Below are 14,523 nucleotides of genomic sequence, written 5' to 3' on the forward strand. Positions count from 1 at the left end.
GCAAGCGTCTACGGCCTTTCGCCCTTTAAGAACGACCCGCTTCGGCGTAGAAGGCCGCCATGAACGGATTTCTCGCAGTTGCAGCAGGCGGCGCCATTGGCGCGTCGCTCCGGCATGGGGTCGGCCTTATGGCCGTGCGCCACCTGCCGTCTGGCTGGCCGCATGGCACATTCGCCGTGAATCTGCTGGGCAGCCTGCTGATGGGCCTCCTGGTCGGTTGGCTGGCGCTGAAGGTTGAAGGGCTGCACCAGACGACCCGGCTGTTCCTGGCGACAGGATTGCTCGGCGGCTTTACCACCTTCTCGGCATTCTCGCTGGAAGTGGCGGAATTCCTGCGCAAGGGCGAAACCCTGAAAGCAGGCACCTATGCGGGGCTCTCACTGGTACTGGGCGTGATCGCGCTGTTCATAGGACTTTGGATTGCCCGAAAGGTATTCGCATGAGCGGCCAGATTGTTACTGAAACGGTTTCCGACAAGGAATCCGGCACCCGGCTTGATCGCTGGGTCAAGCGCCGCGTGCCCGTCACGCAGGGCCAGATCGAGAAGATGCTCCGCACGGGGCAGATTCGCGTCGATGGCTCGCGCGCCAAGGCCAATACGCGCCTTGAGACCGGCCAGCAGGTGCGCCTGCCGATCATGGACGCGGATGCGACCCGTCCGGCGCAGAAAAAGGCCGAGCGCGTTTCCGAGGAAGACCGCCAATTCATCCGCGACCTGATCCTCTACGAAGATGACGAGATGATCGCCATCAACAAGCCTGCCGGCATCGCCGTGCAGGGCGGATCGGGGCAGGGCCGCCATATTGATGGCATGCTGGCCGCGCTGGGCGATGGCGAGCATCGCCCGGTCCTTGTCCACCGGCTCGACAAGGATACGAGCGGTGTGCTGCTGCTGGCCAAATATCCGAAGGCCGCCGCGCAGCTGTCGGAGAAGTTCCGTAGCCGCGACATGAGCAAGGTCTATTGGGCCATTACCGTTGGTGTTCCCAACCCGCCCTTTGGCCAGATACGCTGCTGGATGGTGAAGGGCATTGAGGACGAGAACGAAGAAGACGGCTACCGCGTCATCCATCCCAAGGCCCGTGGCCGCCGATGTTCCGTTCGGCGCAGGGCGTCGAGGGCGCACGTCATTCGATCACGGACTATGCGGTGATCTCCACGGCAGGGCAGAAAGCAGCGTGGGTGGCGCTGAAGCCGGAAACCGGCCGCATGCACCAGCTGCGCTTCCATATGCTGGAAATGAATACGTCCATTCTCGGTGACTTCAAATACCAGTCCCGCCGCGAAGTGCCGCAGGGCCTTGCGCCCGGCATGCACCTTCACGCGCGCAGCCTGATCATACCGCGCCAGACTGGCAAGCCGATCAAGATCGTCGCGCCGCTGCCGCCGCACATGAAGCAGACTTTTGAATCCCTCGGCTTCCTCGAACAGGAAGCTGGCAAAGACCCATTGGCACCGTTCATCTGATGTCGGGTTTGAAGCTTGCCATATGGGACGTGGACGGAACACTCGTCGACAGCCGAACCTCCATCCATGAAATCATGGTTGAGGCCTTCACCCTGTCGGCCCTGACGCCGCCGGAATATGATGCGACGCGACGGATTGTCGGGCTCAGCCTGCACGAAGCCTGCGGCCAGCTTGCGCCGGAGGCCAATGCCGCCGAAATCGACCGGCTGGTGAATGATTATCGCGAGTCCTGGGTTCGCGCCCGGGCCCGGCCAGATTTCACCCAGCCGCTTTATGATGGCGCGTTGGAAACGCTCGAAATGCTGCGCGAGGAAGGTTGGCTGATCGCGATGGCGACCGGCAAGACTCACAAGGGCATCGAAAGCCTTTTTGGGGCACATGATATCCAGCATTTTTTCGACACGGTCTGGTGCGCCGATGACGGCCCCGGCAAGCCGCATCCGCACATGGTAGAGCAGGCGATGGGGGCCCTCGGCTGCGCGCCGCATGAAAGCCTGATGATCGGCGATGCGATCCACGACATCTCCATGGGCCGCGCGGCAGGCGTCTACACGCACGGCGTCAGCTGGGGCTTCGGTGCCGCGCACGAACTCGAAGAAGTCGGCGCCCACGAAATCCACCACGAATTCGAGACCCTCCGGAAAAGCCTGCTGGCGTTTGAGCCGGCCCGGTAGCACTTCCCCTCTTGGAAACCCGCCCTCATGGGCGTACATGCCCGGCCATGACTGACGAGACCGAGACCCAAGAGACCCCGAAGCCGAAACGCTTCTACGAGAGTGCCAAGCCGGAGCAGATCCCCGGCGGCTGGACCGTGGAACTGGATGGCCGCTCCATCAAGACACCTGCGCGCGTCGCCTTGAAGCTGCCGACCGAAAAGCTGGCCAAGGCGGTTGCCGCTGAATGGAATGCGCAGGACGCCGAGATCGACCTGATGTCGATGCATTTGACGCGCCTCGCCAATGTCGCGATCGACCGTGTGCCGGAGACCCGATACGAGATGGCGGATGAACTGGCCCGCTATTGCGAGACGGATCTGGTCTGCCACATCGCCGAGGAGCCCGAGGAACTGGCTGAGCTGGAAGAGGCCCATTGGGCCCCGCTGCGCGCCTGGGCCGGGCAGGCGCTGGACGTCATTCTCGTTCCGGTCGAAGGCATCATTGCCTCGCCCCAGCCGGATGCTTCGCTGGAAGCGGCGCGGACCTATGCGCTCGGTCTTGATGACTTTGCCCTGACAGGCCTTCTGTTCGGATGCGGCCTTTACGGGTCTGCCGTGCTCGCCATGGCTGTGGTCGAGGGCGAATTGACCGCCACGGATGCGTTCGAGGTCGCCCGCATTGATGAGGCTTGGCAGGCCCGGCACTGGGGCGAAGACGATGAAGCCAAGGCCGCCACGGCCCTGCGCCGTATCGAATCGAAAGCGCTGGAAACCTGGCTCGTCGGCCTCGGCTGATCCCCCTGCGCAACAGGTCGCATCCCAGTTGAACGAAGATGAACCGCAGCGAAACCTGCGATGAACGCCGCGCTCAGGCCGTGTTCCTGTGGCGCGTGGTCTGCTCGGCACATGATGAAGAAAATCATGAATGTCCGAGTGGCTGGGGGGGGCTGCGTCCGCCCTCATCGCCGCCCCCGCAATGGCCGACCCGGCCCGGGGCAACGTCGCCCAACTTGAGACCCGGTTTGGCGCGACAGGCCTGTCGATCCAAATCGGCCACAATGCCCCGGCGGGCCGTCATGGCCGGTATCGCGCCAATCAATGGGGCCAGTCGCTCCGGGAGGAACGCCAGCTGCGTCGCAACGCCGTTCAGGCCTGCCGCGCCGCGATCAGTCGCACGGCATGGCGGGCCGGCTTCCACGATGTCGATTTCGATGATGACCGCCGAATCCAGCAGATCGGCCCGAACGGCTTCCGCATCCGCTTTGATGATGTGGAATTCGAGAACCGCCGCCGCGAGCGGGAACGCGACGTCACCTGTCTCGTTAGGCGGGGACAGGTCGCCCGGCTCGACGGTATTCCGCAAACGGGTCAGGCGCGCATTCGCGGCCAGAACGGCCACAGCCGCTCGGCACCCCTGGCGGCGGGCCGAGCAGAATGATCGCCCTGCCGCGGCGCCCCGGACCAGACATCCGGGGCGTTTGCGTTTTCAAGGGCCTAACGCCGCACTTGCCTTTGTTGCGCTGCCGTATAATCACGGGGGAGCAAACAGAAACAGAAGGCCGGGAGAGCCCCATGAAGGACGTGATCGAAGCGCTGGAAGCCAAACGCGAAGAGGCCCGTCAGGGCGGTGGCGCTGCAAGAATCGAACGCCAGCACGCCAAAGGCAAGCTCAGCGCGCGGGAGCGTATCGAAGTGCTGCTGGATGAAGGCAGCTTCGAAGAATACGACATGTTCGTTGAGCATCAGTGCTCCGATTTCGGCATGGATGAGCAGAAGATTCCCGGCGACGGTGTTGTCACCGGTCAGGGCACCATCAATGGCCGCCTCGTCTATGTCTTCTCGAAAGACTTCACCGTGTTCGGTGGCTCCCTGTCGAAAACCCATGCCGCCAAGATCGTGAAGGTCCAGAAGGCCGCCGTGATGAATGGCGCGCCAGTGGTCGGCATCTTCGATGCGGGCGGCGCGCGCATTCAGGAAGGCGTCGACAGTCTTGCCGGCTATGCCGACATCTTCATGGAAAACGTCCTCTCTTCCGGCGTGATCCCGCAAATCTCCGTCATCATGGGCCCATGCGCCGGCGGCGACGTCTATTCGCCTGCGTTGACCGACTTCATCTTCATGGTGAAGGATACGTCCTACATGTACGTCACCGGCCCGGACGTGGTGAAGACCGTGACGAACGAGGAAGTCACCCACGAATCCCTCGGCGGGGCATCCGTCCATGCGGCCAAGTCCGGCGTGGTCGATGGCGCGTTTGAGAACGACATCGAGGCGCTGGTCCAGATGCGCCGCCTGATCGACTTCCTGCCCGGATCGAACCGCGAAGACCCGCCGGTCCGCACGGTTTATGATTCCGCCGAGCGCGTGGAAGACAGCCTCGACACGCTGATCCCGCCCAACCCGAACTCGCCCTACGACATGCGCGAGCTGATCGAGAAAGTGGCCGATGAAGGCGACTTCTTCGAGATCAGCCCGAAATTCGGCGCCAACATCCTCTGTGGCTTCGGCCGCATTGAGGGCTCCACGGTCGGCTTTGTCGCCAACCAGCCGATGACGCTGGCCGGCGTGCTGGACATTGACGCCTCCCGCAAGGCGTCGCGCTTTGTCCGCTTCTGCGACTGTTTCAACATTCCGGTTGTCACCTTCGTGGACGTGCCGGGCTTCATGCCGGGCACCAAGCAGGAATATGGCGGCCTCATCAAGCATGGCGCGAAACTTCTGTTCGCCTATGCCGAGGCGACTGTGCCCAAGGTCACCGTCATCACCCGCAAGGCCTATGGCGGCGCCTATGACGTGATGAGCTCCAAGCATCTGCGCGGCGATGTGAACTATGCCTGGCCGACGGCCGAGATCGCCGTGATGGGCGCCAAGGGCGCGGTCGAGATCATCTTCCGCAAGGATCTTGGCGACGAGGAAAAGATCGCTGCGCACACCAAGATGTATGAGGACAATTTCGCGAACCCCTACGTCGCCGCGCGCAAGGGCTATATCGACGATATCATCATGCCGCACTCAACCCGCCGCCGCATCGCCAAATCCCTCCGGGCCCTGGCCAACAAGCAGCTGGAAAACCCTTGGAAGAAGCACGACAATATTCCGTTGTAGACATGAGCGATGAAGAACTTAAACGCCGGCAGGAGGTTACATTCCTTCAAGCAGAGGGGATAAGCCCTCTGCCGGAATTGACTTCAGGTACGGACGTGACGAGTCGCTTCAGATCATTCGCGTACGACGTTTTGATCGATGCTTTCGGGTATAGCAAGCGACAGAGCACTTCGAGCCGACGGCCAACAAACAACACCAAGTTTGTGTGGAAAGCCTACTTTTCTAGATTTTCTGACGATATTCCGATTGCACCGCATCAGTTCAATAGTTTCATTAAAGAATATATTTCGAGTGGTGATAAGCTGCTGGACCTTTTGCAATTTTGCGCTCGATACGAAATTCTCTCGTCCGACCAGTTCTCTATAATTACCAATATGCTTCGGGGGGAGTTGATAGGCTATCAGTTCGTCGGCAAGTACGGCGAACGCACGGTAACTCTGATGCCAATTAGCGATGAAGCTGAGGCAGATGCTAATCAGGCTGACTATTCTGCTTTGGAAAGTCATCCCAGTGCGCAGGAACATTTTCGGCAGGCAGTTGAAGAAATCAAGTTGGGGCACTTTCGCGGTAGCGTGACCGAGAGCATCAATGGGGTTGAAAGCGTCATTAAGGCACTCTCAGGAAAAGCCACTGTGACCCTTGGCGATGGTCTGAAGCATCTAGACAAGCAAAGCCCGCTAAATAAGACGCTAAAGGCAGGCCTTGAAAAAATCTATGGATGGACGAACAGTCCAAACGGTATGCGGCATGCATTATCTGATGATGCAGTCCAGGTTTCTGAGGCTGAAGCGCGGTTTATGCTCTCCGCGTGCCTTGCGTTTGCCGCGTGGCTCAAACGTTCATTCCCTGAAGAGTGACCTTTTCGCCAATCGACGGGCCTCGTTCACCTCAAAATCCGAAGCATCTAGCTCCTGAAGACGTAGTTCCGACGCACAGCCAGACCAAGAAAGACCGGCCCTTGACCTCACCCTAACTTGAGCAATTACAAGACAGGCCTCTCACGAGCTCCGTGCATGAAAGGCCTGTCCATGATCCTCAACCAGATTACCATTCCCTGCCTCGATTACTCCGCCAGCGTCGCTTTTTATGAGGCGCTTGGGATGGTGCGGATCGTGGAGGCTCAGCCGCGCTATGCCCGGTTCGAGAGCGCGGATGGCAGCGGCGCGACGCTGTCGCTCCATACAGTCAGCGCGACGGTCAGTGCGTCTGGGGGCTCCGGCACGGTGATCTATTTCGATCATCCGTCTGCCGACGCGCTGAAAGCGCATGTCGAAGAGTTGAAAGCGCAAGGTCTCGTCTTTGACAGCGAGCCCACCGACGAATCCTGGGGCTGGCGCGAGGCGCGGCTGCGCGACCCGGCGGGCAATGAAGTCTGCCTGATGTTCGCTGGCACAGCCCGCCGCTTTCCGGACTGGCGCGTGGATGGCCGCACCGGTTGAGCCATATGAGAGCACGAGGCCAGGCGTGGGGATACGCCCGGCCCTCGCTCATTCAAGCCTGTGGCGGCGGCCTCAGCGCTTCTTCTTCTCGACGCCCAGCATGGAGTCGGCTTTCAGCGTCGGGTTCGACGCATTGGTCTTGGGCTTTTCCGCTTTCGGCTTGCGGATTTCCTTGTTCGATTTCTTCTGACCTTTGGCCATGAGGGTCTCCTTTGGCATTCGCGATTGGGTGCGGCGCAGGAAACCGGGCGCCGGCGATCCGGGCAGAGCAGCGCGCGTTTGCGACGCGGGCTGAAACAGTCAGTGGCAGAAGGAGCTCGCCGGACAGGTGCGCCCGGAATGGCGCAGCGGCATGGGAGTCAGATAGGCGCGCATTGCAGCGAATGTAAGGCGTGTCCGCGCGGTGAGGTTTCGTACCTTCGGCTAGCCGCGCCGACCCGCCCGCGCTGATGCTTCGACTTCGCTCAGCATTAGCGCTATAGGGTGGGCGATGCCTGATGGACTCATCCTGAGCGAAGTCGAAGGATGACTGGTTGCGGTCAAACCCGCATCCGGGTCCCGGATAAATCCTGCAGATTTTCCTGAATGACAAGATTGGTAGCTGACGGAGCGCAATCCTGTCCCCCCTCAAATCAGCCCATCCTGCCGCAGGCATTGCCCCGAAAACAAACTTATCCTCCTCCTCTGTGGACGGATGTAGAATAGACGGTGATGGACTGCTCGCTTTTCTCCCCGATCCGGAACCTGCCTTGGTATCTCTACCCGGTCTGGCCGCTGATCTTCCTGCGCATCCAGCGCGTGAGGGCATGGTTCCGGCGCGCGGGCGGGCCGGGCTCGCAAATGCTGTGGGGCGTGGATGCGCGGGGCAGGGTGACCATCCTGGCCCTGTCAGATGATTTGTCGGGCCGGCAACGCGCGCCCCTGCCGGGGGCAGAGCCCTCGCGCGCCCTGCATGCTGCGCTCAGCGGTGAGACATTCCATCTTCGCCACATGCCATGCCCCCGGCAGGGGCTGGAGTCTGTGGTCCATGCGCTCGTACCGTTATGGGCCGTTTATGGGCCAGTTATGGACACGCGCGGCGCGATATTGCCCATGCCGGACACCTGACCCGGCCTTCTCCTCCAGACATTTCCATCCTGACCTCCAAGCGCCTTCACGGGCGTCGCCTCTGTTGGCAGCTGGCTCTCTCCGCCCGCTGCGGCGGGGCGCACTTAAGGCTGTTTTTTTTGAAGTTTCGGCTATAGTAGATGCCAGTCCCGCAACACGAACTGGAATATCTGCTGCATGGAAGCCGCCCCGCACCCACAACAAGCGCTCCGGCTAGAGACCCTCCGCAAGTATGAAATCCTCGATACGCCGCGCGAGACGGATTTCGATGAGATCGTGGAACTGGCCTCGAAGATCTGCAATGTGCCGATCTCGGTGGTCAATCTGATCGATGAAGAACGCCAATGGTTCAAGGCCGAAGTCGGCATCGGCGCGCGCGAAACCCCACTGGCCACCTCGATCTGCTCGCACGTCGTGCTCAGCTCCGACTTTGTCGAGATCAACGACACCCACAAGGATCCCCGCACGGCCGACAATGAACTCTGCATGCCCGCAGATGGCTTGCGCTTCTATGCCGGCGCGCTGCTCAAGGCAAAGAACGGCATGCCAATCGGAACGCTCTGCGTGCTGGACAACAAGCCCAATGCGCTGAATGATTTCCAGAAGGCCGCCCTTCACACGCTTGCCCGCCAGGTGATGCGCGAGCTGGATCTGCGCCTCGCGCTGAGGGAGCAGAAAGTCCTGCGCAACGAGATCGATCACCGCGTCAAGAACTCCCTCCAATCCGTCGCTTCGCTTGTGCGGGTCTACAAGGGCCGCGCGGAACGGGGCGAGGACATGGCCGACGCCTTTGACGCCATCAGCCGCCGCATCGAAGCCACCGCTGCGCTCCACCAGATGCTGCATGACTCGCCGCTGGATGACGCCGTCATGATGGATGATTTCCTCAAGGAAATTGCCAGCCTGCTGCAGGATTCCGCCCCGGACAATGTCACCATTTCCTGCGAAGCATCGCCGGTTGCCATCTCGACCTCGGTGGCCAGTTCGATCGCCGTTATTGTCAGCGAGTTCGTGGCCAACTCCATCAAGCACGCCTTTGTCGACGGCCAGTCCGGCCATGTTGCCATTTCCGGCAAGTCCCTGGCGGACGGCACGCTCGAAATCACCTGCGAGGACAATGGCGACGCGAGCCCGGAATCGACCGCCACCAAGACATCCGCCAATGGGCTCGGCAAGCGCATCATGAAAGCGTCCGCAAGCCAGATCGGCGCGACGTTCGAAAACGGTCCGGGCCCCAAAGGCTATCGGATGGTGTTGACCCTTCCAGGATAAGCCCGTTCGCACCTCTTGGTGGCTTACGCTTTGGGAGTGAACCGGCTCTCTCAGGCGCCTGAATGGCAGCTGGAACTGCTAAAACTTGCCCCTGTGCGACGCAGATGCAGGTGGGTGGGGCTCATCCTGTAGTAAATGCAGTAGAACGAGAGACGCGGACGCCGCTGAGTGGGGGCCTGCTGCCTCGGAACAACAAGCTTGTGGAAGCGCCCACAACTCAATCGCTGTGATCCGGGTTGTGTTGAAAACACTGCAGAAATGGCGAGTGGATGACGGAAAAAACACGCGAGAGGGGAGCCGCCGGGAATTTGCGACATATATTGTTCTTAAGGCTCGGTTATGCATTTGTGCCGAACACGATGGTTAAGGCGGGTTGGCCATCCGTTGTGTCCAGTTTAGGACGCCATCGAACAAGGGGGACGAAAGTGCGATGCTCTCAGACTTGATATCATCTGAACTGCCTTATCTGCGGCGCTATGCGCGCGGACTTATGGGAGAGCAGCAAAACGGCGACGAGGCTGTTGAGGATATGATCGAGTCGTTGATCTTCCGGATCTCGGTTGCTCCCGACCTTAAGTTCCAGAAGGCAGACTTGTTTGCCGAACTCGACAAGTCGATCAGCAAGAGCGTTTCTGAACTGTCCGACGAGACCGGCATTGCCAAGATCATGAATGCGATGACCACGCTCCAGCGGCGCGCGCTGTTGTTGACGGTTGTGGAGGGCTTTTCCGTTCAGGAAGCCGCCCGCATTCTGTCCGTTACGACCACCGACGTCGAAGACATGCTCAGGGAAGCGGAAACGAATATCGCCAATGAGGTCAGCACAAGTGTCCTGATCATCGAAGACGAGTCGATGATTTCCTATCAATTGTCACAAATCGTCAAAGAGGCTGGCCATGAAGTCGTGGGAATTGCAACGACACAGACCGAGGCAGTTGAGCTGGCAGCAGAGCAGACATTTGGACTGATCCTGTCAGATTTGCGCCTTGCTGACGGATCCGTTGGAATTGACGCTGTGAAGGAAATCTTCGCGAACATGAATTCCGAAGTGCCGGTCATCTACATCACCGCCTATCCGGAAATGTTGCTGCAGGGGCAGGACAACGAGCCCTCTTATCTGATCCCGAAGCCATTCGAGCCACTGCATGTGCGCACAGTGGTGGATCAGGCGATTCTTTCCGCGTTTCTTGGGCAGGAAACGGCCTGACTTGCGCTTGGGCAAATCAGGCCTGATCCGGTTTTAGAATGAGACTCTGATTCCCATGCGAATGTTTCGGCCCGGTGCCGGAACCGCATCCTTGAGAACAGACGTCGAATAACGCACTTCCTCGTCTGTCAGGTTGCGGCCTTCAACGAACAGCTGCGTGCCATCCTTGCCAAAGCCAGCTTCAGCCAGATCAATTGCAGCGCGCAGGCCTGTCGTGACATAGCCATCGGTAGGCAGAATGCCTGTGCCTGGATCATCCTGATCGGCTGGGAGAGGCCCCAATCAGCGTCCAGGGCAGCATGGAATGTAACCGGCGGCAGATAAGGCACGTCATTGCCATCATCCAGTTCGCCGTCAACAACATCCAGGCTGGCCGAGGTCACCCAGCTGGCACCAAGCAGACCTTCCGGGAACCGAGCTTCAGCCTCAATCTCTGCACCTGTAAATTTCGCGCCTTGTTGCTGGAACAGGAAGACGGGAAGTTCATCCAGCTCATCAACTTCCAGACCATCTTCTATCGTGACGCCCGGCGTCAGATAGATGAAGCCGTCAAAGTCCGCATGGAACACGTTACCGCTGATGCTGAAGAGATCATTTTCCCAGCGGAGCGAGGCTTCGATATTCGTGCCTTTCTCCTTGTCGATTGAGGAGTCGCCGATTTGATACTGGCTCGTCGCAAGGTGTGGACCATCCGCGAACAGTTCACTTTCATTTGGTGCGCGTTCCGTATAGCTGACCTGGCCGCCGATCCACCAGCCCGATGCCACGTGTCTGTGGCCACCAGCGGATGCGCTGAAAAGATCAAAGCTCCGCTCGCCCTGAATATCATTGTCGAGCTCGGTATTGTCGAAGCGCAACCCGCCTTCCAGAACCGAATGATCGTCTAACTGCAAGGTCTCAAAGACGAATGCACCGAACGTTTTCGTTGAAGTTGGTGTCAGGAAAGCTTCGTCCCCATCTGCGCTGAAGTCCTTGTCGAGGAATTGGACACCGGCTGCGCCCTCAATCTCACCAAATTGATGGCCGAGCTCCAGGCGTCCTTCTGTCCCCTCCGTTGTGAACTTCGTTCCAGGTTCGCCTGGGCCTTCGAATTCGATATGCTCATAGTCAGCATAGGACAGGTTTCCCGAGATATGGGTCAGAGGCCCTGCATCCAGCTTCGCGCCACCACGAATATCGTAACGGGTTTGTTCCAGATCAATAAACGGGGACTCTGCCTCATGATCTTCCTCATGCTCGTCCTCGTCTTCATGGTCCTCGTCGTCGTGCTCTTCGTCCTCATGCTCATGATGTTCATGGCCAGGAATGCCATAGCTCGACGTTTGCTGACGGATTGCAAAGCCTAGGAATGCGTCTTCGCCAACCCACGAGATTCCCGCTGAGTAGGTTTCAGACTGGAGGAAGGAGTTCTCCATCGTGTCACGGACTTCCTCATGCTCCTCGTGCTCTTCGTGTTCCTCTTCGCTCTCTTCTTCATGCTCGGCTTCTTCAGCTGCGCGTACGGCGGCAGATTCTGCAAAGCCCGGAATATCGTAGTCGCCGAAGTCACGGGCAGAGGCTGATAGTGTCAGCACAAGAGGACCCGTCGTAAAGCGTGCCTTTCCGCCCGCTTCTGTACCTTCATTCACGCTATTGTTTGCGGCGAAGCCCTCGAAAGACACCGGCTCATCCGGCAGGCTTTCCACTATCAGTCCATCGATGACGTTGACAACGCCGCCAATTGCCTGGCCGCCATAGGCTAAGGCTGCCGGACCGCGCAGGATTTCAATCTTCTCAGCGTCGATACCATCAGTCGCGACCTGATGGTCCGGCGAGGCGGCAGATGCGTCGAGCGCGCCGATGCCATTCGTCAGAACCAGGACGCGCTCAGCGCCAAGCCCCCGCAAGACCGGACGGCTTGCGCCTTGTCCGAAAAAGGTCGTGGACACACCGGCTTCACCAGCAAGTGTATCGCCGAGTGTGCCAGAGAGCTTTTCGATGATTTCTCCGCGATTGATGGCAGTTGCATTACCGACCATTTCGTCGGTGTCACGTTGAGGGCCGACGCCGGTCACAATGACTGTATCAAGTGTCTCGGGTGCGTCCTGAGCGAAAGCAAGGGGGCTTGCGCCCAGCATAAGCGATGCCGCAACGACGCGGCGGGAGATAGGGGATTTCATGTTCCGGGAGTCCTTCAGACAATAGGGAATGCCACCCGCAGGCAGCAGAATTGGTCGCTATTGCTGAGAGGAAGGCGGACTTCGCGGCGGTGGAGCGCGGCCAGGCGGCCGAATCCATATTGGCTGCGAGAATTGCGGCTCTGTGACGGTAGTTCCGATGAGGAGGACGAAAGGACTCGTCGGCACATCGGGCAGCACAGTCTGAACATGTGCGACGGCGGCCAGATCACAGGTGACTCCATAGTGATCGTGCGGCTGGTCAGCATGCGCCGCGGCATGCCCCAGCGCGAGCGCCTGAACGAAAACGAACAGGGCTGCGAGGAATGCCAAATGGTGTGTATGAGACTGCCGGGCGCGCATGGTTATTCTGTTACATTTTCGTGAGCTGGGCCGCAAGCGCCAACGCACTTAAAAACATTACGATCCGCACTTCCTGCTTCAGCTTTCACGCTTCAGTAACCAAGGCAGCCCATCCTCGCGAAAGTTAATGAAAAGCCTTGAGCTGTTAAGAGGATGTAGCATGTCGAAAAATGCTGTGCGCTGGGGCGCAGATGTTGGTTGCCAGAGCAAAGTCAAGCCGCTGGAAATCCGCAACGACCTTTCCGATCATGGGCTGAAGGGCAAGCGCGCCCAAGGGTATCTGGGGCTGAATCGCCAGTTCACGAAGGTTACGGCTAAGAAGGACGGCCGCGACGGCCTTCCGGCGTCGGATGCGTCGACCCCTGATCAGTGGAGTGAATGCGAGCAGCAGATCGCTGAACGCGCAGAAGATGTGCGCCGCGGTCTCGGGACATGGCTGACCACGACAGCGGCGTCGGTGCGCAATTATATCAGCGACTATACGCCGATAGACATTTATCCGGACCAGCTGCGCGAGGCGATCAAGTCCGAAGAGAACGAATACCGTCACTACGAGCTGGACGATGTGCATGATGCGAAGGAGACTCATTCGGCAGCAATCATCGAGCTTCAACAATTCAAGCTGCGTCATGGAGACCGGATCGGGGATCGCACGCCGGACATCAAGAAGAACGTCGAACAAGCCGTTGCGATCCTGATCTTCATCATGATCCTCGAGGGCGGTTTCAACGCGCTTCTGTTCAAGGACGCACAGGCCAATGGCCTGATGGGCGGCCTGATGATTGCCTTCGGCGTGTCTTCGGTAAATGTTGTGTTTGGCGTGATCGCAGGCTTCTTTGGCCTGCGCTACCTCAACCATCCGGCGCTTCCGGCGAAGATCATGGGCGGTGCCATAGCGATGGTCTTCGTTCTGGCCGGCATCTTCCTCAATTTCTTTGTCGCGCATTTTCGCGACGCAGTCGAAACGGGACTGCTTGCGGCAACAGAGGCAGGTACGCTCGGAACTTTCTCAATGTTCTCCATTGCGCCCGGCGACGTCGTCATGTCGATGTTCCCGAACATCTTTGGCCTGGAAAGCTTCCTCGCCCTTGGCCTACTCTTCATGGGGCTCGCTGTATTCGGGCTGGCTGTCTATGAGGGCTATGACCGTATTTCTGATCGCTACCCTGGCTATGGCCGTGTCTGGCGCAAGGAGCGCCGCGCCTATGAGCGTCGCCAGGAAGTCCGTAATGGCGTACGGGATGATCTGTCCGATTATTTCTCTAGCTGCCGTCTGTGGTTCGAAACTCAGCAATCTCGCCACGTCTCAGCCAAGCGTGAGATCGAAAAGGCCATGAACCTGCTCGAAACCCGCCGCGATTATGCGTCTGCGATAGCTGCCCGCGCCGCCGATCAGGAGCGCAGCCTGAAAGTCGCCTATCGTCAGGCCCATCGCCGCGCGCGCAACGCCAATCGTGACCGTCTGGGCGATCAGGCCCCGTGCCCGGAATATTTTAGTGAAATCGTCACACCACAATTGCCGCCATTCGATTATTCCAAGGAGCGGGATCAGGCGAACAAGGCGATTGCCGCGATTGACAACAATATCAAAGCGCTGAACCAGACCCGCGAATGGCTAGAACAGCACATCCAGCAGGTCCAGAAAGGCCTGTCCTCAATCGAGAAGAAAGTTGCTGACGAAATCGGCAAAGTCCGCGAGGCCAAGGGATCTACTCACGTTCCCGTGGACCAGGCTCGCCGGGCCTAGAAGGA

General features: G+C 59.3%; 15 protein-coding genes. 13 read left to right on the plus strand and 2 right to left on the minus strand.

Annotated features, from left to right (window positions below; genetic code table 11):
* Positions 1–59: 59 nt before the first annotated feature.
* The 9 genes from crcB (at position 60) to L53_RS03525 (ending at position 6,666) form a co-directional block, all read left to right on the plus strand.
* Complete coding sequence (gene crcB / locus L53_RS03490) at positions 60–443, plus strand: fluoride efflux transporter CrcB (protein WP_034811512.1); 384 nt, start codon at positions 60–62, stop codon at positions 441–443.
* Entirely contained in the window at positions 440–1,153 is a 714-nt protein-coding gene (locus tag L53_RS03495; RefSeq protein ID WP_233347518.1) for an RluA family pseudouridine synthase, read from the plus strand. The genes crcB and L53_RS03495 overlap by 4 nt, the downstream gene beginning before the upstream one ends.
* A complete protein-coding gene (locus tag L53_RS17260) occupies positions 1,093–1,467 on the plus strand; it encodes a pseudouridine synthase (protein ID WP_233347520.1) in 375 nt (124 codons plus the stop codon). Before L53_RS03495 ends, L53_RS17260 begins: the two co-directional genes overlap by 61 nt.
* Positions 1,467–2,141 carry an HAD-IA family hydrolase gene (locus L53_RS03500; RefSeq protein WP_034811514.1) on the plus strand — a complete coding sequence of 225 codons (675 nt, stop codon included), beginning with the start codon at positions 1,467–1,469 and terminating at the stop codon, positions 2,139–2,141. The genes L53_RS17260 and L53_RS03500 overlap by 1 nt, the downstream gene beginning before the upstream one ends.
* 47 nt (positions 2,142–2,188) lie before the next feature.
* The gene (locus tag L53_RS03505) at positions 2,189–2,917 is read left to right on the plus strand and encodes an ATP12 family chaperone protein (protein WP_034811516.1); all 729 of its coding nucleotides are present in this window, start codon (positions 2,189–2,191) and stop codon (positions 2,915–2,917) included.
* A 130-nt stretch (positions 2,918–3,047) separates the two neighbouring features.
* Positions 3,048–3,560, plus strand: coding sequence for a hypothetical protein (locus L53_RS03510; RefSeq protein ID WP_034811519.1), 513 nt, complete (start codon positions 3,048–3,050; stop codon positions 3,558–3,560).
* 134 nt (positions 3,561–3,694) lie between these two features.
* Positions 3,695–5,227 (plus strand): acyl-CoA carboxylase subunit beta, encoded by a 1,533-nt coding sequence (locus L53_RS03515; RefSeq protein WP_034811521.1) that lies wholly within the window; start codon positions 3,695–3,697, stop codon positions 5,225–5,227.
* The gene (locus tag L53_RS03520; RefSeq protein WP_156947802.1) at positions 5,197–6,084 is read left to right on the plus strand and encodes a hypothetical protein; all 888 of its coding nucleotides are present in this window, start codon (positions 5,197–5,199) and stop codon (positions 6,082–6,084) included. The genes L53_RS03515 and L53_RS03520 overlap by 31 nt, the downstream gene beginning before the upstream one ends.
* Positions 6,085–6,240: 156 nt before the next feature.
* Positions 6,241–6,666 (plus strand): VOC family protein, encoded by a 426-nt coding sequence (locus L53_RS03525; RefSeq protein ID WP_051607520.1) that lies wholly within the window; start codon positions 6,241–6,243, stop codon positions 6,664–6,666.
* Between the two features lie 72 nt (positions 6,667–6,738).
* Here the strand turns inward: L53_RS03525 and L53_RS17510 are convergent, their stop codons facing one another.
* The gene (locus tag L53_RS17510) at positions 6,739–6,867 is read right to left on the minus strand and encodes a hypothetical protein (RefSeq protein WP_255341991.1); all 129 of its coding nucleotides are present in this window, start codon (positions 6,865–6,867) and stop codon (positions 6,739–6,741) included.
* A 510-nt stretch (positions 6,868–7,377) separates the two neighbouring features.
* Here L53_RS17510 and L53_RS03530 point away from each other — a divergent pair.
* From L53_RS03530 to L53_RS03540, 3 genes are all read left to right on the plus strand, one after another.
* Positions 7,378–7,773, plus strand: a complete 396-nt coding sequence (locus L53_RS03530; protein WP_034811525.1) for a hypothetical protein — start codon at positions 7,378–7,380, stop codon at positions 7,771–7,773.
* A gap of 177 nt (positions 7,774–7,950) precedes the next feature.
* Entirely contained in the window at positions 7,951–9,045 is a 1,095-nt protein-coding gene (locus L53_RS03535; protein ID WP_034811527.1) for a histidine kinase dimerization/phosphoacceptor domain -containing protein, read from the plus strand.
* Between the two features lie 430 nt (positions 9,046–9,475).
* Positions 9,476–10,252 carry a PhyR family response regulator anti-anti-sigma factor gene (locus L53_RS03540; protein ID WP_034811529.1) on the plus strand — a complete coding sequence of 259 codons (777 nt, stop codon included), beginning with the start codon at positions 9,476–9,478 and terminating at the stop codon, positions 10,250–10,252.
* A 128-nt stretch (positions 10,253–10,380) separates the two neighbouring features.
* Here L53_RS03540 and L53_RS03545 read toward each other — a convergent pair whose 3' ends face one another.
* On the minus strand, positions 10,381–12,411 hold the full coding sequence (locus L53_RS03545; protein WP_255341993.1) for a TonB-dependent receptor: 2,031 nt from the start codon (positions 12,409–12,411) through the stop codon (positions 10,381–10,383).
* Between the two features lie 520 nt (positions 12,412–12,931).
* Between L53_RS03545 and L53_RS03555 the strand changes: the two genes are divergently transcribed.
* Positions 12,932–14,518 (plus strand): MFS transporter, encoded by a 1,587-nt coding sequence (locus L53_RS03555; protein WP_034811532.1) that lies wholly within the window; start codon positions 12,932–12,934, stop codon positions 14,516–14,518.
* The last annotated feature ends 5 nt before the right edge of the window (positions 14,519–14,523 follow it).

It is taken from the genome of Hyphomonas sp. L-53-1-40 (genome assembly GCF_000682775.1).
In the GTDB taxonomy this organism is placed as follows: domain Bacteria; phylum Pseudomonadota; class Alphaproteobacteria; order Caulobacterales; family Hyphomonadaceae; genus Hyphomonas.